Source organism: Imperialibacter sp. (assembly GCF_048007035.1).
GTDB lineage: Bacteria > Bacteroidota > Bacteroidia > Cytophagales > Cyclobacteriaceae > Imperialibacter.
In genome coordinates, this window is sequence record NZ_CP180355.1 from 2,396,028 (window position 1) to 2,419,901 (window position 23,874).

General features: G+C 47.6%; 3 protein-coding genes. All 3 read right to left on the reverse strand.

Annotated features, from left to right (window positions below; genetic code table 11):
- Positions 1–62 precede the first annotated feature (62 nt).
- Entirely contained in the window at positions 63–9,281 is a 9,219-nt protein-coding gene (locus ACMVP2_RS10400) for an FG-GAP-like repeat-containing protein (protein ID WP_416867652.1), read from the reverse strand.
- Between the two features lie 374 nt (positions 9,282–9,655).
- On the reverse strand, positions 9,656–15,625 hold the full coding sequence (locus ACMVP2_RS10405; protein WP_416867653.1) for a cadherin-like domain-containing protein: 5,970 nt from the start codon (positions 15,623–15,625) through the stop codon (positions 9,656–9,658).
- Complete coding sequence (locus ACMVP2_RS10410) at positions 15,622–23,724, reverse strand: LamG-like jellyroll fold domain-containing protein (RefSeq protein ID WP_416867654.1); 8,103 nt, start codon at positions 23,722–23,724, stop codon at positions 15,622–15,624. Before ACMVP2_RS10410 ends, ACMVP2_RS10405 begins: the two co-directional genes overlap by 4 nt.
- Between the last annotated feature and the right edge of the window lie 150 nt (positions 23,725–23,874).

A 23,874-nucleotide genomic window follows, 5' to 3' on the forward strand; every position in this document is an offset into this window, starting at 1 on the left:
TACTGAAATACAACTACTTGCGTTAAAAAAATTTACCAATCAGAATCGCATGTGATTCCTGGCTACTTCTTCAATATCAACCTGAATGAGGCTATCTCTATTCCATTCCTATGCTTGTCAAAAAATCTCAATATATATAGACCGTTTTTAACATCCGTCAGATCAAATACCGTCTGCTGGTTGGTTCCCGGCCGCACCTCTTTCGACATTATTGCCCGACCGGTCAAATCCGTAAGCTCTGCGAACACGTTGCCCTTTACAAGCTTCTCGTACCTAATCGTAATATAGTCATCCGCTGGATTCGGATACACCACCAGCCCCTTGAAGTAATCCAGATAGATGCCTGTCTCTTCCACCTTGGTCACCACAATCTTAGTTGGCGTAGCCAACGCATTGATACGGATGCTGTTCTGCTCAACACCACTGCCACCCCCCAACTGAAAGTCGATAAACGATGTAGGATCCATCGGAATACCCGGATACTGAATGTTGACACGGTAGTCTCCATCAGGCAGGTTGTTCATCTCAAACTGACCCGTTTCATCTGTCTGAACATAGGCGATCAGCTCATAGTCATCTTCATTGTCCTTAGCTCTGAACCGTGACCGGCTCACACTAACGCCTGCTCCCTGCACACGGCTGCGGTCAAGCACCTTGCCTCCAGTGTCCCCAAAGTCTGATTCAAAAAGACCTTTGAACGTGTTGTCTCCATCTGCTGGCGTCAATTCCCTCGGTACGTTAACCATCGTCAACACCAGGTCGCCAATATTGTCTCTTAGCTGGATCAGATCAGCAAACACCCAGTCGATCGTGCTGCGGTAGTAACTCGGGATGTATACTTGTTTGTCCTGCTCGCCGTACAATAGATAGTCTCCCAGTACCACATCGTTGATTGTAAGCACACCATTGTCGCTACTTGTGTAAAAACCTGTCGTATCATAGGCACCTGTCTTTACTCCCAGCAATGCACCATTTGCATTGGCAACACTAGCGTTGTTCAGGTCGATAATGCTGCCTGTTATCATGGCCGTGCCCAGCACTCTTTGTACTTCGCTTCGCAAGGTCAGCCCTGCCACTTTGCTGCTGGTTATCTCCAGCTCGTAGCTTCCCATGTTCTCATACCTTATCGGGCCCAGTTGATAGGTGCTGCTGGTTCCTGCTGCTATCGGTGAGCCATTGCGGTACCACTGGTAGCTATTGGCTGTACCACCAACGGGTACCTCTACTGTTACTGCTGTGTTCACAGCTATCTTTTCGTCTCTCGCCTGGCCGGTCAGTTTCTGAGGGGCGTAGTTGATACTGGCAATACCTACGTTGGGCTCCAAGTCGTCAAACTGTAGCCGGTTGTTGCTCACATTAAAGGTGGTGAGCTCTATGATGTTAGTCAGAGCTGGTAAGCTGCTTACCTCATTGTTGGAGATATCGATAGCTGTCAGCCTTCGCATGTCACCGAGACGTAGTGGCAATTCACCTACCAGATTGTTGGACGGAAGGGTTATGCCTGTAACACGGTCGTTCGCTACTGTGATCCCAAACCAGCTCGCTATGTCAGCTGTGTTCCAGTTTGTATTATTATTCCAGCTATCGCCCCCCGTTAGGTTATAAAGCTCGGTCAATATAAGCCTGTCCCGTTCCAATGAGCTTACCCGAAGTGTTATTGGAAGCGTGGTCAACGTAAGGTTGGGCAGCTGGGTGTTGCTAACCTGAGCTGTATAGCTTCCTTCCTCAGCAAATGTTGGAAAGGCTATCGTGTACACCGGCCCGGTAGCACCATCGATGGCTGTTCCGTTTTTATACCACTGATACTGGTTTGAAGCCCCCGCACTTGTCCGGTCAATGGATAAAGGCTCTCCTCGCTCCTGAAGCAGGTCAACTGCGGTAAACAAGTCCGCTTGCGGTGAGTAGCTAAACGTCGTTACTCCTGCAAACTGCTCCAGGGAGCCAAAGTCCAGTTGATTGGAAGACAGATCCAATACTTGCAGTGCTGCCAGGTTAGCATTGGCTGGCACCGTGGTGATTTGGTTATTGGCCAAGTCGAGTTGTATTAAAGCATTTAGCTCGGTGCCGGTCAGCGTTGGGAAAGCGCCCGTCACGTTGTTGGAGGCAAGGTTGACAGCCGTCACACGACTGTTCTCTACAACAACGCCCGACCAACCTCTCAACTGGGCTGCTTTCCAGTTTGCTGAATTTGTCCAGCCTGCACCGCCCATTTCATCGTAGATCTTCACCAAAGCTGTGGAGTCAGATGTTAGCTCTGCGGAATGGAGCGTTTTTACTTCTATGGTATTTGAGTAGGCCGTTTCAGCTGTTCCTGCAAAGGCCTTCAACCGGTAGTAGTAGCTACTTGCATGGTACAGGCCAGTTACAATAACTGTTGTATCAGTCTGTTCCTTTGGATCAAAACCAGTCAACCTGGTCGTAAAAAGGGCGTCGGTAGCTACTTCAAGGCGGTAGCCGTCAACCCCTGACAATTGATTCCAATAGGCGGTAAAGCCAAAGGTCGTCACATTGCTGCCAGCCAGAGCAACGGGGGCCTCAGGCTCATCAGTAAGCTGGATAGTAATTATGGCAACCACTGAATCCACCGCATCGGTCACGCCAACATTGAGCTGAAATTCAGGAGTCGTTTCATAGTCTAAACCCACTACCTGAGCTACTGTAATTAAACCAGTGCTGGGGTCAACAGCAAAAGTACCGCCTGTATTGCCACTCGCTATAAAGAAGCTCAATGGATCCGAATCCACATCACTAAATACCAGCTGCGCCTCAAAGGCTGCATCATTCTCAACAGTTGTAAAACTTTGCTCCACAAACACCGGAGCATCATTCACTGCTGTAACATTTACACTGGCGATCACTCCTGCAGTAGCCGATACTCCACCACCATCGTCGACGGCCAATAACTCCATTGCTCCTATACCTGGTCCGTTTACATTTCCCTCCGGCGTCCAATAGGCATTATTTGTTGCATCGATAACATCATTAGTGGTAGCTACAAACGGGGTAGCAATGCCTGCGCTTGCTCCAATTTTCAAGCTACCGCTGGTAACGGCTGTTACTTTGAATCCCATCACAGTGCCGTCTACGTCGGTTTCGTTTCCCTGGGCTAACAATTGCGCAAGTGTAGTCTGCACTTCTGTGTCTTCAAGGGCAGTGGTAATTGCGTTGGTGAAAAACGTAAATGTCGGCAAGTCGTTGACCGGGACGATGGTAATATTAACCGAGACTGTAGTTGTGGTGTTGGATCCATCGGTAAGTGTGAAAGCAAAGCCGTCAATAAAGTTTTCACTTCCATCGTGCTGATAGCTTACGGTGCCGTTAATCAAATTCTGCTGACTGAAACTTGTAGTAGCACTCCCGCTTAATTGAACAGATCCGAAAACCGGACTACTAATTAGGTTGTACACCAAAGTCGTCGCAGCCGGAACATCAGGATCGCTTCCGCTCAACTCCGATAGCTGAATAATGTGATTGGCTCCCTCATTTAAAGCAATTCCGGTATTGGTGTCAATCGTTGGCGGGCAGTTTTGACTGTCGCCAGTGAAAGTCCAGGTGTAACCGGAAATAAGAGAAGCTCTGGCTGAAGCAGCCGAACAGTATATCAATCCGGAAGCGCCAAGGTCTATTATGTTCGCAATAGGCAAAGCAGCCCAACCAATAAGAGTATTGTCATAATTAGCAACAGAGAGCCCCGAGTTGTCAAGCATACCGTTCATAGCGGTTACATTAGAAATATCCCAGGCTCCAAGCGATTGATTAAACGAACTAGCATCGGTGAACATGTTGGCCATGGAGGTTACACTAGCAACATTCCACAAGCTGAGGTCTTGATTAAATGAAGCGGCGTTATTGAACATAAAGAACATATCAGCTACACCGCTCACATCCCAACTACTCAGGTCCTGATTAAATGAAGTAGCGTCTTTGAACATATTGTCCATACTCAATGTCACGCCTGCACCCATTGTCCAGTTCAAAGGGGTGGCTGAAACGCCAGCTGCATCTCCATTATTAAACGAAGACGCACCGGAGAACATACCTGTCATTGACGTTACAGAACTTACATCCCAGTTACTTAAGTTTTGATTAAAAGAAGTGGCAAACTCAAATGCCACAAACATATTCGTCACGTTACTTACATCCCAATTGGTTACGTCACCATTAAAACTTGAAGCACTACCAAACATGATAGCCATATTTGTAACGTTTGTTAAGTCAGGGGCATCGATAGCACCAGAGGTCAAATTACTACAGCCCCAAAAGGCTCTTTCCATACTGCTCCAGACGATATCACCCCACTGTTCAATAGATTGAATTTTTAAAACCTCTTGCCCCTCACTTCCATTGTTAAAATAAATTCTAGGGAAATCTCCCGTAATCTCAATCTGATAGGTATCCCCATTGGTCAACCCAGTTATCTGATAATCGCCTGTTTGCCCTGTTATCAAACCATCACCCTGAAATGCCGTAGTAAGGTTGGCCCAAGTGATGTCATAGTTGTAGCCCGAGCCGGTCGTGGGTACAGTAATGGTACCATCGGTCGTCACCCAAGTGGTTATGAACGGTCGTTGTCCAACGGACGACTTAATAAAAGTAGGGCCATTGACCAGGTCTCCGTTATTGACCTTTGCTGACCTGTCAACTAGCTTGGTGCCAAGGTTTTCGTCCATGGGGTAGTAGGCTATCAAATTAGGCTCATCGCCTTGTGGCCGGGACAATCGATCGGAAAAATCTGTTTTTTCATAATTCCATATTTTAACTTCGTCGACCCTGCCGTCGAAGAAATTACAGTTGCAGCCAAATCCCTGTTTGCCAATGAATAAAGGATTTGTGTCACCATGACTCGAGGGGACGATGGAATAATTGGCAGTACCTGCAGCTACTCCATTCACAAAAAATGCTACATCACGAGTTGTGGAATTAAAACTCACTGCCACATGTGCCCAGGAACTGAGTGGAACTGCACCTGGATCCGAAAAATGCCACTCGCTTGTTAAGCTTGAATTGGCCATCTCAAGGCCTAATGACCTGTCGGGTTGAACCTGAAGTATCAATACATCCGGATTACCTCCTCCGTTACCATTTCCTTTCGACAAAATGGTTTCATTGATGTTTGCCGTCAGAAAGACCCACGCTTCCAGCGTAAAATCATTTTCAACAAAGTTTAAATCCGGCTGGTGGTTGATTATAACCTGATCATCCACTCCATCAAGGTTGAGTGCAAAGCCAGGGAATGCTGTAGTAGTACCAAACTCCACCTGCGATTCGCTTCCGGCGTTTTCGAAGCCGTTGATTGGAGTGACCCGAAAAAAATACCCCTGATTAGCACCTGCATTGAAAACATAGGAATTTGCATCTACAGCCAAAGTATTCTCTACCTCAACAACGTTAACGGTGAACCCAAAATCGTCGGCCCGCTCGACTTTGTAAGCTAGCTCGTCTATCGAATTGTCAGTCCACTCCAGGGTGATCTCAGTGCCAGTGGATTTGTAGGCAATCAAATCGGTAGGAGCCGCTGGCGCTGGCGGATCAGGCACTCCTGAAGTTGTCCATTCATTGCCGACCATGTTAGTCAGACTTCCGTTCAAACCATTGCCTGACAAGTCAGGCAACACAAGTCCCGTTGTTTCATCGAAGCGATAATAGGCCAGTAGCCCAGCCTCACTGCCAATCAGTGATGCATATTTGTACTGATTAATCTCACTCAGCGTGCGTTCATCATCCCAGATTCTTATTTCATCGATGCTTCCTTCAATATTGAAGCTTCCGCCAAATCTCCGGTCTCCGATATTCAAACGCCCAAATGAGTAGGCTGGTGTGCCAAGGGCGATAGATCCTACGTCCGTATCATCAATTCCATCGACATAGATCGCTCCATCGTTATTGCCACGGTAAACAACGGCCACATGGTGCCAGGAAGCGTCGGAGTAGGTACCAATGGTTTGCATGTTTCCGCCATTTACATTGAGCCCTATTTCGCCTCCGATCAACTGCCGGACTGAGTATTCTGCGTCAGCAGTCCCCTTCTCTATGAAGACCCGTTCATTCCCGAACGAAGTTGTTCTGAACCAGAACTCAATCGTGAAATCGCCTGCGGGTTCCAATAATGGATTGTCGAACACCTCAACATAATCATCTACGGTAAATGGCAAGGCATTCCCCTGCTTCACCATAAACCCGTTGGACACATAGTAAGTGCTCTCTATTCCCCCTCCAAAATCCGTTTTTGCCCGATAAAAATACTGGGTCCCTGCAACGAGTGTCACGCCAATATCCACCACTCCTGATATGCCGACACTAATATTTTGACCTGACGGTAAAAATGATCCGAAGGCTGGATCTGTCGATACGTCAACGATGAGATCTACTGCTCCTGACGGTGCAATCAGGTTGGGGGTAAAACCCGCAGTAGTTACGTTTGTGGCGTTGTAGATCATTGGTGGAGCAACTGTGTTTTTATACAAGGCAACCCTTCCCCCATTGAAGTCGTCTGTTCCCGTCATCAAAAGGTCGAGGTCACCGTCGTTGTCATAATCACCCCAATCAGCAGTACTATAAAGATAGTTATCAACCTTTATCCCGGAATTCACATAAGTTCCGGAGTTGTTGATGTAGATAGTTGTTGTTGGGTCATTAGTTTCGCCAGATCCATTGATGACAAGGTCAAGATCTCCGTCGCCATCATAATCACCCCAAGCAAATTCTCCTTCTGCATTCTCCAGCAGCCCTGCATTACTGTCCACAAAAGAACCAGCATCATTTCTATAGATAATTGGGGCGTTGTCGACGCCGGACCCAGAAACAATCAGATCAAGATCTCCATCATTATCATAATCACCCCAGGCTACTTTTCCATAGCTCTTGCCTTGAAGTCCAGCTACGATATCTGTGAACACTCCATTATCATTTCGATAAATTGTGGTTATTTCGGAAGCGTTGCCAGTCGTATAGCCGCTGCTTACGAGGTCGAGATCCCCATCGTTGTCATAGTCACCCCAAGCAACTCCTCCTGTTCGAACACCTGTTAAACCAGCGCTGTGATCGGTAAAAGTACCTGCATCATTTCTATATATGGTAGTCGTACTTACATTCGGGGTGACCTGGATTTGACCCTGGACGACTAGATCCAGGTCTCCGTCATTATCAAAGTCTCCCCAATCAGCTTCTGAGAAATATACCCCCTGAAATGGCCCACCAGCCACCTCAAATGTTCCGGCATTGTTATTGTAAAGAATGGCAATAGGAAACCCCTCTACATCACCGAAGCCTGTTAAGAACAAATCAAGGTCGCCATCATTGTCATAATCCCCCCAGTCAGTACTTCCTTCATAAGCTGCACTAAGAGAAGCTCCGATATCTTCAAAAGCAGCTCCAGAGTTACTGAAGACCTTAGTAATTGCGGCTCCATATCCAAAATCCCAACCGCTCACCACCACGTCTATATATCCATTGCCATCAAAGTCTGCCCAGCTTGCCGCTCCGTCTACAACTCCCTCTAAGGCAGTTGACTGCTTGATAAATGCACCTTCAAAAGGGCCTGTCTCAATCGTGAAAGACAGCGTATACGGGACGGCCGACTCCAGAGAAACACCAAGCACACCGTCGGTTATGGTCACTGCTACCTTTTCACCGGCAAAAAAGTCGGTATCCGGATTGATGGTCAAACTAGTAGTGCCTCCGCCTGAGTAGACTGCAGAATGAAGACCTGATTTGCTCCCCATTACCTGAATATTGGTAGCGTTTAACGTTGTTCCATCAAGCACTGCATCAAAATTTATAATGATGTCATCACTCGCAATAATATTTGTTTCATTGATAAATGGGGTCGCTGCAACAACCGCCAGGGGCCGGGGCGACCACAAGTGAACATATACTTTTTCCTCAGTGCGGTCGAGCGCAACAATGTCTGCTTTTCCGTCCAAATTGAAATCGGCAGTGGTAAGGGATGCGATGTCCGTTCCGGAAACAACAGTGGTGCTTAGCGAAAAACTTGCTATGCCATTTCCCAGATAAACTTCAACTTCATCATTTGTTGAATTGGCCATGGCAATATCCAAAATACCATCACCATTAAAGTCGCCAACAGAAAGGGCCTGTTGGAAGAGCGTAACAGATGTATTGTTTCGTACAAATGACCCATCACCCTGGCCCCGGAATAAACTGACCGATGCAAAGTTTCTGGTTAAAATGTCGAGGTTGCCGTCATTGTCAAAATCCCCTGTCACCAGCTCTTGTGGCGTACCAGAGGATACATCAAAGAAAGTGGCTCCACTAAATCCACCCACTCCATCTCCCAGTAATATATGGATTCCGTTGGATGTCTGATTGGCACTCACTATGTCGGCATTCCCGTCATTATTGAAGTCACCGGTAACCACATCCAAGGCCTCGCCAGTCACGGCATGCAGCGCTGCACTGGAAAATGTGTCGTCTCCATTGTTTAATAGCACAACAACAGCTTCGGCATCAATGGTACTAAAAACCAAATCCACATAACCATTATTATCAAAATCAGCTACATCCATATTGGCTGCATTGACTGCCGCCGATGTCAAATCTATGGTCGAACCGCTTGTAAAAGTGCCATCACCTGCACCATACATAATTTCTATTTGATTGCCCGGATTCAGGTCTGAAGCAGCAATATCAAAAATGCCATCTCCATTAAAATCTCCGAGAGCCAGACTCGTAATGTCAGTAGCATTGGTTAATACGTAGTCATTAAAACTCTCGAACGTACCTGCACCTGTACCCAGAGCCACACTTAGGTGCCCATCCTGGGAGTCAAAAGTATTGGCTGTAACAATATCAGCATTTCCGTCGCCATTAAAATCTGCGGATAGAATTTTCTGTGGATAGGTTACCGTTAGCAACTGAGTGGATACCGATGAATAATAAGGCGAATAAGTTGGCGAAGCAGTAACGACAAACTGCCTCTCACCAGAAGCCACAGTGTGCAACGAATTAGTTTGCAGGCCTGTGATTCCGTTCAAGACTATGATAGGTGAAACAGTAGCTGCCCCTGCGGGTATGTCAAATGTCAGAGTGGTGGCGTTGCCGGACGTCGGCGCAACAGCTAAACCTCCGAAGTAGATGGTATTGTTGGAGAATGTCGCATCGAAATTCGCCCCGGAAATAGTTACTGTTGTACCCACCGGACCTGAAGCAGGGGTAAAAGAAGAAATAACTGCTTGTGAAAAAACCTGTGTAGAAAACAGAAATAGGACACACACTACTAGCAGTGTCCGGCCAGTAGGAAAATAGAACTTCGGTGAAGGCATAGTAAACCCGGGAAGAAATAAAAAAACCTGAACGAATGAAGTTGGCTAGGTGCTCAATTTGAGCCCTTTCAAAAGAAATTATACAATAGCTGGGGCAAGCAAAGGCTCTTAAAACAGCAAAGGGAACAGTTTCCAGACTGCTTCTGTTGTAAACATAACTTCAAATGATAAAAAAAACTATTTAAGAGCCCATCCTTGATGAAAAGTTTTTAAACGGTTGTATGGCACCACTTCCGCTCCATTTGGCACAGGTTCGGGCAAAATGTCGCTAAATGGCTATTGTCCATGGCATTTGCTTCATCAAAGTGCCTATTATACGATAGCGTCCGTCGTAGATGTCATCGTATTGGCTTTGATGCCTGTAGGGGGTTTGTTTACTTACTTATCCAGATCTTGAATGAGGTGATGTTGACTCCTTTGTTCTCAAGGTCGTGGAAACGAAGGATATACATCCCGTTTCTTAATTCGGTTACGTCCAACGTAATGCCCTCGTTCCCTCCGGTGTTTAGCATCTTGCTGCGCAAAGTCTGGCCCGTCATGTCTATCAGCTCTGCTTCAACCCTGCCCTTTACAAGCTTTTCGTACCTGATCGTGATATAGTCATCCGCTGGATTCGGATACACCACCAGCCCCTTGAAGTAATCCAGATAGATGCCTGTCTCTTCCACCTTGGTCACCACAATCTTAGTTGGCGTAGCCAACGCATTGATACGGATGCTGTTCTGCTCAACACCACTGCCACCCCCCAACTGAAAGTCGATAAACGATGTAGGATCCATCGGAATACCCGGATACTGAATGTTGACACGGTAGTCTCCATCAGGCAGGTTGTTCATCTCAAACTGACCCGTTTCATCTGTCTGAACATAGGCGATCAGCTCATAGTCATCTTCATTGTCCTTAGCTCTGAACCGTGACCGGCTCACACTAACGCCTGCTCCCTGCACACGGCTGCGGTCAAGCACCTTGCCTCCAGTGTCCCCAAAGTCTGATTCAAAAAGACCTTTGAACGTGTTGTCTCCATCTGCTGGCGTCAATTCCCTCGGTACGTTAACCATCGTCAACACCAGGTCGCCAATATTGTCTCTTAGCTGGATCAGATCAGCAAACACCCAGTCGATCGTGCTGCGGTAGTAACTCGGGATGTATACTTGTTTGTCCTGCTCGCCGTACAATAGATAGTCTCCCAGTACCACATCGTTGATTGTAAGCACACCATTGTCGCTACTTGTGTAAAAACCTGTCGTATCATAGGCACCTGTCTTTACTCCCAGCAATGCACCATTTGCATTGGCAACACTAGCGTTGTTCAGGTCGATAATGCTGCCTGTTATCATGGCCGTGCCCAGCACTCTTTGTACTTCGCTTCGCAAGGTCAGCCCTGCCACTTTGCTGCTGGTTATCTCCAGCTCGTAGCTTCCCATGTTCTCATACCTTATCGGGCCCAGTTGATAGGTGCTGCTGGTTCCTGCTGCTATCGGTGAGCCATTGCGGTACCACTGGTAGCTATTGGCTGTACCACCAACGGGTACCTCTACTGTTACTGCTGTGTTCACAGCTATCTTTTCGTCTCTCGCCTGGCCGGTCAGTTTCTGAGGGGCGTAGTTGATACTGGCAATACCTACGTTGGGCTCCAAGTCGTCAAACTGTAGCCGGTTGTTGCTCACATTAAAGGTGGTGAGCTCTATGATGTTAGTCAGAGCTGGTAAGCTGCTTACCTCATTGTTGGAGATATCGATAGCTGTCAGCCTTCGCATGTCACCGAGACGTAGTGGCAATTCACCTACCAGATTGTTGGACGGAAGGGTTATGCCTGTAACACGGTCGTTCGCTACTGTGATCCCAAACCAGCTCGCTATGTCAGCTGTGTTCCAGTTTGTATTATTATTCCAGCTATCGCCCCCCGTTAGGTTATAAAGCTCGGTCAATATAAGCCTGTCCCGTTCCAATGAGCTTACCCGAAGTGTTATTGGAAGCGTGGTCAACGTAAGGTTGGGCAGCTGGGTGTTGCTAACCTGAGCTGTATAGCTTCCTTCCTCAGCAAATGTTGGAAAGGCTATCGTGTACACCGGCCCGGTAGCACCATCGATGGCTGTTCCGTTTTTATACCACTGATACTGGTTTGAAGCCCCCGCACTTGTCCGGTCAATGGATAAAGGCTCTCCTCGCTCCTGAAGCAGGTCAACTGCGGTAAACAAGTCCGCTTGCGGTGAGTAGCTAAACGTCGTTACTCCTGCAAACTGCTCCAGGGAGCCAAAGTCCAGTTGATTGGAAGACAGATCCAATACTTGCAGTGCTGCCAGGTTAGCATTGGCTGGCACCGTGGTGATTTGGTTATTGGCCAAGTCGAGTTGTATTAAAGCATTTAGCTCGGTACCTGTCAGCGTTGGGAAAGCGCCCGTAACGTTGTTGGAGGGAAGGTTCAGGGCCGTCACCCGGCTGTTCTCAACAACAACGCTCGACCAACCTCTCACCTGGGCTGCTTTCCAGTTTGCTGAATTTGTCCAGCCTGCACCGCCCATTTCATCGTAGATCTTCACCAAAGCTGTGGAGTCAGATGTTAGCTCTGCGGAATGGAGCGTTTTTACTTCTATGGTATTTGAGTAGGCCGTTTCAGCTGTTCCTGCAAAGGCCTTCAATCGGTAGTAGTAGCTACTTGCATGGTACAGGCCAGTTACAATAACTGTTGTATCAGTCTGTTCCTTTGGATCAAAACCAGTCAACCTGGTCGTAAAAAGGGCGTCGGTAGCTACTTCAAGGCGGTAGCCGTCAACCCCTGACAATTGATTCCAATAGGCGGTAAAGCCAAAGGTCGTCACATTGCTGCCAGCCAGAGCAACGGGGGCCTCAGGCTCATCAGTAAGCTGGATAGTAATTATGGCAACCACTGAATCCACCGCATCGGTCACGCCAACATTGAGCTGAAATTCAGGAGTCGTTTCATAGTCTAAACCCACTACCTGAGCTACTGTAATTAAACCAGTGCTGGGGTCAACAGCAAAAGTACCGCCTGTATTGCCACTCGCTATAAAGAAGCTCAATGGATCCGAATCCACATCACTAAATACCAGCTGCGCCTCAAAGGCTGCATCATTCTCAACAGTTGTAAAACTTTGCTCCACAAACACCGGAGCATCATTCACTGCTGTAACATTTACACTGGCGATCACTCCTGCAGTAGCCGATACTCCACCACCATCGTCGACGGCCAATAACTCCATTGCTCCTATACCTGGTCCGTTTACATTTCCCTCCGGCGTCCAATAGGCATTATTTGTTGCATCGATAACATCATTAGTGGTAGCTACAAACGGGGTAGCAATGCCTGCGCTTGCTCCAATTTTCAAGCTACCGCTGGTAACGGCTGTTACTTTGAATCCCATCACAGTGCCGTCTACGTCGGTTTCGTTTCCCTGGGCTAGCAATTGCGCCAGTGTAATCTGCACTTCTGTGTCTTCAAGGGTAGTGGTAATTGCGTTGGTGAAAAACGTAAATGTCGGCAAGTCGTTGACCGGGACGATGGTAATATTAACCGAGACTGTAGTTGTGGTGTTGGATCCATCGGTAAGTGTGAAAGCAAAGCCGTCAATAAAGTTTTCACTTCCATCGTGCTGATAGCTTACGGTGCCGTTAATCAAATCTTGTTGTGTGAATGATGTGGTTAGAAGCCCACTTAACAGTACCTGACCAAATGATGCAGAAGTACTAATATTATAAACCAGGCTGGACGCCGGAGGTAAATCGGCGTCACTACCGCTTAGCTCGGTCAATTGGATGGTGTGTGTAGCGCCTTCGTTGACGGTAATGCCTGTATTGGTATCTACCAAAGGAGGGTTAACGCCCGGTGGTAAAACAGTCAGCGGGTCGCTGGAAATGCTTACTCCTGACATCGCTCCAAACACAGGCGTAAAGCTTCCGTTGTCCAAAGAAAAGGTGATGGGTGAAACAGTACCCGATGCTGCCGCTTGAGCATCGGCCAAAAAGAAAAAGTATTTACCTGCTCCGCTGTAAATGTTCTCGGTAAGTCCATTAAAGGCGGCGTACGATCCGTTCAATTCGCTCGGGAAATAAGTATTATCGACAGGCGTATCAGGCGCATCATCGTCAGAAACCACCAACCTGAAATTTTCCAGTTCAGCCAAGGGGTCGGCAGAGAAATTAAGTGTGACTCCGCTGAATTCACCATACGGGTCTGCCTCTACAAATACCTCCACGAGCACTATATCCTGCTGTCCGGCGGTGGCTGTTATCTCGCCACCTGTTTCGTTTACCAGCGTGACATAATAGTTAGGGTTTGCCGTGAAGGCCAACTCGGTGCTAGCGTAGGAAAACGCCGCCACTGTACCGTTGCTAAAAGTCAAGCCGGTTTCGTCCATGCTAAAGGTAATCGCTGGACTTGAAGGCGTAGCGTCATCGGCCACGTCAGCTACCAAATAAAAATAATGGTCGCCAATGCTCAGCGCATAAGAAAGACTGAAAAAAGAAACGTCAAACATCGAAAAAGACGGGGTTCCACTTACGAGGTCTTCCTCAAGATGAACGTAGTTCCAATCGGGTGAATGAAACAACCGGTAATTTCCAAGCGACTGCGCCAAGTCAGTGTTGGTAGTGAACGTGACACTATTCAACGTGGTGGCCTCGGTAATGTTGATCGAAATTCCCGCTACCACGATATTGGGCTTGTTGGCCAGCACGGGAGATGGTTCCACTTCAATATTGGATTCCGTAACAACGAAAGGGCCTCCAGCTACCTGCAACTCGTAGGCTCCCGCATCAGGGACGCTACCAGACACCCTTGGGTTCCCCGCCAAATCAAGAGGCAAAATCTCGACCGTGACATTATCTCCATCGATATCCAGATCGTCGAAAGGTAACAAAAGCACATCTCCAAAATCCTGAGCTGATGAACCCTCCATTATTGTCAAATCACCCGTGCCAATATTCGTGAACAATGGATCTCCCGTCCCGACATTAGACTCCATGATCGAGCCAGAAAAACCAGCGTAGTCAGTGATATTCCAGGCATCTATGATCGAGTTGGACACACTCAGGTTGGATCCGTCATCCACGATATTGATCTGGCTTCCAACATTTGCCCAAAAAATGCTGTTGGCAATGGTTGCGCTCGAATAAAAGCCTCCTGAAGATCGTATGGCAACACCGTCGCTGCTGGAGGAAGTAGTAAAAGTAGTTTGACTCAACTCCAGGTCATGGTCTGCAGAAGTGGAGCTGAAAAGGATACCCGCTCCGGGGTTTCCATAGTTATTATAAAACCTGCCATTGGTGATTGACACATCGGAATCGACTGCCTCCAAGGCTCCACCGTTTAAGCCGAATGCACTGTTAGTGTCAAAATCAACATTTACTGCCGTTAGTAATGAGCTGTTAGAAAGATAAATACCACCTGACTCCCAGGCAGTGTTGTCTGCGAATCTGGTATTAGTGATTATCAAAACCGCATTATCAGCATAAATAGCACCGCCTGTGCCAAAATTGATGACAGCATTCGAGACAAAATTCGATTTGTCAATGGTTACTATGCCTCCGTTGACGTATAAACCAGCACCGAAGTCGTTTTGGTTAAGCTGAATAGTCAGATTGGCCAAAACCGGTTCCGCACCACCCTCTATTTTGATGCCGCCTCCATAATTATCGGTGCCGTATTCACCGTTTCCTCCGCTAATTGTAAAGCCGTCCAAACGAGCGTTATTACTCGATCCTGCAATGTAAACAACGAGGTAACTGTTAAGAAAATTGGGAGAGTCCCCCTCCAGAATAGTGATGTTAGAAACCACATCCCTTTGCGAAAGATCAGTCTCCGTTCCGCTGAATCCTCCATACAGCGATACTCCCGAAGGTATAACGAACGAAACTGAAGGGTCGTCGCCACTAGGATAATAAGTGCCTGCAGCCACCCAAATCTCTGTCCCAACAGTGGCTGCCGCAAGTGCATCCTGAAGGTCATTAAAGGCATCGGCCCACGACGTACCATCGTTATTTCCCGATGCGTTGCTGTCGACATAAAGAAATGGCACTGGATCCGGGCCGCCCTGGTGCTCAAATGCACCAGCATCTACCGAGGAACCATAGTACCTTGGGTTTTTTGCCAAATCCAGGGGGGCGTATTCCAAATAATCAGCGTCCTGGTCTTCATCGAAAATATCGATATAAAATGGCTGCTCAAGCGCAATATTGTTACCTATGTCAATCGCCGCAGAAGCAAGCAATAGACGGTAATCTCCATTGGCCGAATTAACAAACAGTGGGTCGAAATTATTGACATTGTTTGCTGCAGCCGCAGTATAGATATTCTTATCCCACTCCTGAACAATAGAGTTGTTCATAGCGAATGCCCCCCGTTATTGATACTCTGATAGCTGGATAGCTGGGCTGCTGACGTATTGCCCCAAAAAATAGTGTTGTTGATTAGAATCGTAGCTCCGGAAGAAAAGTTGAGTCCTCCGGTGCCATCATTCGACGCATTGTCAGCTATTGTGGAGTTGACAGAAACAAAGGTGGAAAGATTATCCACATGAATTGCCCCACCGTAGTCGTAGGCGTTGTTACCAGCAAAAAGGTTCTGAAAAGCTTCAAAGTAACTCTCTTTTAAGTACACACCGCCGCCTGTGACAGCGGTTGCTCCGTTGTAGAGAAACTTATTGTAGTAGCTAACTGAGTTGTCAATCAGGTTCGACCCATCCAGATAAAGCCCTCCGCCGGAAACTGCGTCGTTGTACTGGAAAACACTGCGATAGATAAATGGCTCCGATGTATTCAGATAGGCTCCGCCGCCAGTCGTGGCATAGTTATTCTGGAAATGGCTGTTGAGAATGGTGACATCGCCACCCACTACATATGCACCCCCGCCACTTGTACCAGCAATGCAGTATTCAACGAACACCTCGTTGAGCGTAAAATCCGCCGCAGAAGAGGAAATTCCGCCTCCGTAGACGGCAGCATTGCCTCCTTTGATGGTCAGTCCGTCAATATAGACACCTGTGACATTGTTAATAAGGACAACGTTGTTAGTGTTATCCAGCATATTAGAAAAAATTAAGTCGTCGTCACCATTGAGGTCGCCAGTCAATACCGTCTGCGATGGGTCAGCATACCTTTCGGCCAAGCTGCTCTCCGTGCCGCTGAACCCGCCAAAAATGCTCAGGTCATTAACAGAAACAATGAACGAAAGCGAAGTGTTGCCAGGGGCGGAGCCATCAGGCTTGTAAGTACCATTCGCAATCCAGATTTGATCGCCATCCACTACAGCCGCCAAAGCTGCCTGTAAGTCCACAAAGGCGTCTGCCCATGATGTTCCGTCATTGTTTCCTGAAGCATCCGATTTAACGTAGACAACTCCCACGGGTCCTCCAGTATCAAGCTCAAAAGCATTTGACGAAACCCAGGCAGGTGAGTTCACCAGTGTTCCAGTGTTCCCGTTCACACTAAGGTCTGGTAATACCGAGCCAGTTGTCTCGTCAAACCTGTAGTACGCCACCAGGCCTGCTTCCGAGCCGGTAAGCGTGCGAAACATGTTATTCTGGATTTCAGATTCTAAAAGAGGGGTATTCCATATCCGTACTTCATCGATGATGGCATTGGAGGATATATTTCCATCCGGATCGCCACCTATGCCCAGCGCACCTGGGTTGGCATCTATCACGCCGCTAATGGTAGTAGTCTCCGTCAAATCCCCGTTCAGGTACATCTTAAGCGACGTTCCATCGAAAACGCAAGCTAGGTGATTCCAGGTGCCTGTGGAGGACACTACGCTGGAAATTGCCTGGTAGGTCGTTGTAGCCACCTTAATTTCAACCTCAAACCTGGAGTTTATGTCATTATAAAACAGCTCGTACATTCCGAGGCCAGCCCCATTGTCTTTAAAAATGATCCTGGAGGTTTCGAGCGCTTGCATATTTACCCAAGCCTCCCAGGTACCTACGCCGAGGTTGAGGGTCGGATTTGCCGGGACAATTACTACCTCGCCAGAAGTATTGCCGGAAAAGGAAAGGGCGTAGCCGGGTACGGTCATAAACTCTGTGACGTTTGACGCCGGGCTGGTATAGTTGCCTTTTTTGAAAGCAACCTTCGCATAATATTTGGTGCCGGGTAGCAGAGACGTCGAAACGGTACCCGAGCCTGACTGCTCGTTGATTTCGAAAAACTGTAATAGTTCAGAGTTGAAGGATGGGTTGGCCGTAAAGGCGATCAGGTAACTTTCGGCTGAGGGTACTTCTGCCCAGTTCAAGTCAAATGATTCGATTGCAGCATTTGTTGCCTGGTAAAGAAATGGAGCAAATGCACCTGACTCACCCCACTCTTGCCCCGCAGAGTTGCTAATTATACCGTCATTATTTCCAGCCTGATCCCTAACGATAATTCCGTCCTGTTCATCAAAATTGTAGTAACTAACCAAACCGAATTCATCACCATTGAGCTTGGCATGGGCCGCTTCGGCTATCTCGGAGTCAGTTCTTACCACATCCCAAATCCTGAGTTCATCAATTAATCCATCAAGTTTATTTTCATCGCCGGCAGCCACGCCGAAGCTGCCTACCAGTACAGGGGCACTACCAGAAAAAATAGAGCCGGGCAGACCCGAATTTTGCACTTTATCTAGCTTACCATTGATAAAAAGCTGCGCTGTTGTACTTGTCGAAAATGTAGCAGCTACATGGTACCATTTTCCGGCTTCCAGCGACTTGTTGGAGCTTAAAACAAAAGTAGAAACACCATCAGCCGACACTGCCAGGATGACATTACCGGTAGTGGATATGGCAAGTCCATAGGATCTCTCATTTAGATCTGAGTCCCATTTGGAAACAATCCCTTCAAAGTCCGTCGGAGGAAGTGTGTTGACGTAAACCCAGCTCTCAATGGTAAAATTGGTGGCAAGGTCAAGGCTTGATACGTCTGGAATCTCCACGTAATCGTCCAGCCCATCAAGAACTATGGCATTGCCCGACCCGGTAATATCTGCAAATACAATATTGGAATAGTCAGAAAGAACGGGGCCCGCTGATGCCGCAACACGGTAGTAATATTTTTCTCCTTCAAGCACGTCGGTATCCACAAAAAAAACACTACCGGGAGCTAAGGTCTGTAGAACCTCGTAACCCGGTCCATTGTGGTAACGCTCCACCGCCAACCCTTCCTCGATGGTACTCACAAAGTCCCAATTGAGATAAACCTGTCCATTCGTGTACTTTACCCAAAGATTTTCAGGCGTATTTGGCACACCGGCGTCGGAAACAACCCAGGAGGCTCCCAGCAAGTCTCCGTCATTGACATTAATACTCCGGTCAACGGTTTTCAATCCAGCTCCCTCGTCAAAAGGATAGTAAGCCACGAGGTATTGCTCATCGCCATTGAGAGGCTGAAAACGGTCTGAAAAGTCGGCTTTGGCTAAATTGTTCCACACCTTGAACTCGTCAACATCAGCATCAATATAAGTTGCGGTAAAAGGCGAACCCGAATTGTTGTGGTAAGCGCCGATATAAAATCCATCCGTTGAGGTTATACTGCCCGTGGTGATCAGCAGGGACGTCAAATTGATCGTGCCTGACGCTACCCCGTCTACATACAAGGTCAATAAGTTTGACGTTCTGTTAATACTTACTGCTAGATGGTGCCATACATTGTCCCGATAGTCTTTACCCGTCGCCAGCGGGGTTCCGCCATTGTTTCCTAAGTCATCAAAAATAGTTATACTCAAGCCATCTGTGTCTACAAACGCACTGAATCCGCCAAAGCCCGTACCTGCATTCATTTTTTGAAAGAGCTGGCCAACTGACCTGGCCCGAAACCACAGCTCCACGGTTATGTCGTTAGTTCCAAAGTCAAAATCTGGGCTATGTGGTATCACTACGTAATTGTCAACACCATCAAATGACACAGCTCTACCAGGATAGACTTCCGTCGAGGCCGATTCAACATTGGAATAGCTAACACCGGCAGCGTTATAAGCTGCTACTCTAAAGAACCCCGTCTGGTTCTCACCCAAACCCAGTTCGATAGACTCTGTATTTGCGCCCACCGCTATAAATTCAGAACCATCCGAAAAATCATATAGAGTGGCATATTCTACCCTGAAGCTTGTTTCGTCATTTGAATTATCGCTCCAGCTAAACTGTAGATCCCCCGGTGCTGTTGTTCGGTAGACGATAAGTCCGGACGGAGCAACCGGCAGCGTTGTTGATTCCATCGCTGAAGAGGCAGTCCAAAGAGGTCCGTATGTTACGCCATCTGCAGCCGGTGTATTGGAAAGCCCGTTATTCAGCTGACCATCAAACTGACTTTTAGATAGATCGGGGAGAATATCTCCTGTGAGCTGGTCGAACCTGTAGTAAGCCAGCAGCCCAGCTTCTGACCCCGAAAGCGTAGCAAATCGGTTGTTAGCTATTTCACTCCCTGATCGGGTGATACTCCAAATTCTTAGCTCATCTATCTGGCCGTCAAAAAAATCGACACCCGAATTGCCTCCAATAGTTACGTCATTGGAAAAGATAGGCAGCGTGGCCGCCAATGGGCCTGAAAATACTTGAGTTCCATTGATATATATGACTACATCGCTACCATCCCAGGAAGCCGCCACGTGCGTCCACGTGCTAAGAGGTATTGGGCTTGTTGCGACGACTGATGAATAAGAGTTAGGATCACCAGATGCCAACCAAAGAGCCGGATAATCATTATCAATCCTAAACAAAAATTGCATACCCGACGCCCCCCCAGTATTAAAATTGGTAACGATAGGTTGATTCAGTGTTGAGGATTCCCGTTTTACCCAAGCCTCCACCGTCAGCGCAGTAGCTCCACCAAGCTGGTTGCTCATTGCATTGCCAAGATTCGCATAGTGATTGTCTGTATCTTCAAAGTCAAGTGCATTGCCCGGCATCGTCATAAATTCAACGGTCGTCGAATAAGGGCTGCTACTAAACCCGTCAGTAAAGTACAGTCTGGAATAATATTTTTGCCCTGGTGTTGAATAGGCTGTAATAGCTTTTTGTGAAAGTGAACCATTGCCAACAAAGCGAGACTGGTAGCCCCCAAATGAGGGATCAGTATCAGTATCGAGATAAACATCAACTGCAGCGGCGGCCGACCAGTTGGCTGTAAACCCGTATTCAGTTGCATAGGTGATTTGATACTGGCGTGGCGTCATCGCTTCCGAGGCCTCCCATTCAGAACCGAGCATATTTATCAGCAAACCATCCTGGTGTGCCGGAGAGTAATCGGTCAAAATATTGCCGGCGTCATCATCGAAGGCGTAGTAGGCCAGCAAGCCCTGCTCTTTGCCGGAAGAGCTGAAAAAACGGTCAGAAAAGTCAGTCTTCGCATAATCCCAAATCTTGACTTCGTCGATGCTGCCGTCGAAATGGTTAGTATTGTCCACGTACCGGGCGATTTCCAAGGATCCGGTGCCAAAAAAATCGTTAGTGGAAACATCGTTTCCCACCATCACCCCGTCTTTGAACACCATTCGTGCATTGGTGGTTGAATTGTAGGACATGGCCCAGTGGTGCCAGGTACCAGCTTCGGTGGCTACATCAGGTATATTAAGATCATTCGCCCAAAAGTTGAAAAAGAAATCGTCGTTATTGAAACCAATGTGCAGCCGATTATTCGGAGCCTCAGGCCCCATACTGAAGAGCATTTCGTATCCCGGACCAATGTCGTCCCGCCGCACCCAGGCTTCAATAGTAAAACTGTTGGACACAAAGTCAAAAGCCGGAGCCAATACGTAGTCCTCCGCACCATCAAAATGAATTGCGTTTCCTGGGGTCACCATAAACTCCATCGTGTTGGAATAGTCGCTGATCTCACCGTCGTCATAATAGATTCGCAGATAGAGCTTTGTGTTCAAATACCCTGTCAGGTTAACATAGATATTCTCCGAAGCGCCGTAGGGTGAGTTGGTGTAGCCGGCATCAATCGGCGAGCTGAAGTCATCATCGTCGTCCAGCTCATATACGACCGAAGAGGCGTGATAAACAGGCACCCAGTTCAGGGTAAAATAATCATAATTTACATTTGAGGGCCTAAGTAATATGGGTGTGAAAGCGTCAGAGGCAACATATGTCGGGTCATTGTATTGGTTGGTGCCCGTTTGTGAAATCAACTCGATGGGTGCGCCAGAGCTGTGATCAAAGCCAAGGTAAGCAACAAGAGAGGGCGGTAACGGGATCACCTTCTGGAACATGGCCTGAGCTATCTGGCTCTGCGTTCTTGCAGTATTCCAAATCCGCAACTCATCAATTTCTCCATTGAAGTAGGAGTCATCAAAGCGCCCTATCATGAAATCGTTACCGGATGTTGCAAGGGCAGAGATGTTCTCGGTTTCTACAAGCACTCCATTGAGGTAAAAGCTTATCGCTGTTCCGTTGTAAGAGGCAGCCACATGTTGCCACTCTCCGCTGCTAACGATGGGTTCGGTATATGCTTCGCCCAAGAATATTCGGTTGTTGTCGATACCAAACCGGAGCACTGGCGTGCCGTAGTTAAATATGTCGTCGTTGGTGCCACTTGCCCGGACCCACGCCTCAACCGTTCTAGGGCTATTGCCCTGAGGCAGCGAAATGCCATCGCCGGTTACATACTCAGTGCCGGTAAAGCTGATAGCATTCTGCAGATATGTCCAAAGGATATTACCCGAAAGCTGATTTTCAAATTCTTCTCCCGCCAGATCTCCTGTGGCATTAAAAAATGTCACCGTCTGGCTTCCGGCAAGCTTCTGCACGTTATAAGTTGGCCCGCTGTAAAATTCAGCACCCGCTATGGGGTCGGTAACGTCTACATCTCCAAATGTGAGCAACGCTGTTCCGTTTCCGTTGAATCTTGTGTTTGAAAAATTGTAGGTGGAGGAGCTAACAGAGCCGCCGAGAATACTTATCCCATTGCCCCCAAGTCCGAAAAACGAGGTATAGGTTGCACCAATCTCAGCCGAGCCCCCCGCAGATTCTATCGTAAAACCATTGCCGGTAACTGACACAAACGATTCCCAGTCCCAGCCCTGAAACAAGACGTTCCCGTCGCTGCTGATTTGGCCCACGTCAAAATTCAGACCTGAGCTACCAAAAATAGCGAGAGATGCACCATTGCTAACATTGATGCCATTGGCCCCGGTAAAATACATGTAGACGTCACTTGCGTTCAGCTGACCGTCGTCAATATTTAATTCCTCGCCAAAATAAATTGAGCCATAGAAGCTTGCATTGCCCCCTCCGGAGATTCGCACTTCCGGATAGACCTCGCCTCCATTGGCGCCGAAATACAGCGTTCCAGGATAAGGGAAGTCAATCAGCGCACCCGGGTCGTGATTGAGCGAAAAAGAGGTGGTGCCATCAAATTGCCAGTTCTCCTTTACATATAACGTATTCGCTCCTATGTTAAGTACGACGTCGTTCAGGCCGATGTAGTACACAGCATCTATGTTGGTGCTAAAAGTTACGTCAGCACTGATTTGTAGATAACCGAAACGGCTGCCCGTATTGGTTGTGATATTATGTGACGTACCTCTCAGGTAGGTCGTGTGATAGTCATACCCGGGATCAAAATACCCATTGTCCTGTTCCAGCCAGTTTGCATTTTGCTCAAGCGCTATGCGTATGCCATTTGCCTGTAGCACGGCATCATCTTTGATCCAAAGCAGCTCCTGCACGTCAAAACCCGAACCAGTCATACTTTTAATCCCAGAGCCTCCGAAAACAACGGTCTGGATATTTTCGCAGCCGAAATCCAAAGACTGGGGGCCATTAGCCGTTAAAGAAAGTACAGCACCTGATTGGCTTTGAAACACGCCCCCAACGACGAGATCGCCAAGCACCTCCAGATCAAAAGTGCCAAAGTCGAAGTTGACAAAATCCAAAGTATAATCATTGACAACAGCATCGACATCTAAGGTGACATCGTGATAAATGACAACGTTGTCTGAAGACCCGGGAAGCGTAGTAGTGCTTCCCCAGGTTGCCAGGTCAGACCAATCGCCAGCCACAGCCGTCTCAAAATGATCAATGGCTGAAGCTGCTATATTGAATTCATAGGTATCATTTCCAAAGCCGTCATCCGAAATAATAGTGATCAAAGCACTTTCCGGCCCTAGACCAATGGGTGTAAAAGTGATCGTAAAAACCTGGGTTGAAAGCGGGGCAACAATCCCACTTGTGAAACCGCTGATGGCAAATCGAGGATTGTCGGAGCTTACGGACGAAACGTTTAGCGCTGAAACGTCAAGGTTTTCCAGGGTCAGTATTCTGGCTCCGGTTGTTACCGCCGGGACGTTCCCAAAATCGGTACCGTCAGCAAGGTCGGGCGCCCCCAGGGCGTTGTTGCCAATAGCTGTATCTTCAAGACCTTTTACAGCAATTTGTTGCGAAAATGATTCAAACACAAAAAGGGGAGAGCCTACAAAAAAAAGCCCCATTAGGGACTTATAGAGGAGTCTTTTCATTTATGTTTTTGCCGGGAAGTGGATGTATACCTTAAAAATAAGCAATAAAACGAATTAAGTAGCTGCCATCAGCAAAAATAATTTACACATGATCTTCAAGAAATACCGTCTTCAGGGTATTTGTAAGTCAACTTTTACCTTGCATATTTG

What these genes read in the sequence shown, in the direction of transcription:
- ACMVP2_RS10410 (WP_416867654.1), bottom strand. Translation starts at nt 23,724, where the DNA reads ATGAAAAGACTCCTCTATAAGTCCCTAATGGGGCTTTTTTTTGTAGGC.
- ACMVP2_RS10405 (WP_416867653.1), bottom strand. Translation starts at nt 15,625, where the DNA reads ATGAACAACTCTATTGTTCAGGAGTGGGATAAGAATATCTATACTGCG.
- ACMVP2_RS10400 (WP_416867652.1), bottom strand. Translation starts at nt 9,281, where the DNA reads ATGCCTTCACCGAAGTTCTATTTTCCTACTGGCCGGACACTGCTAGTA.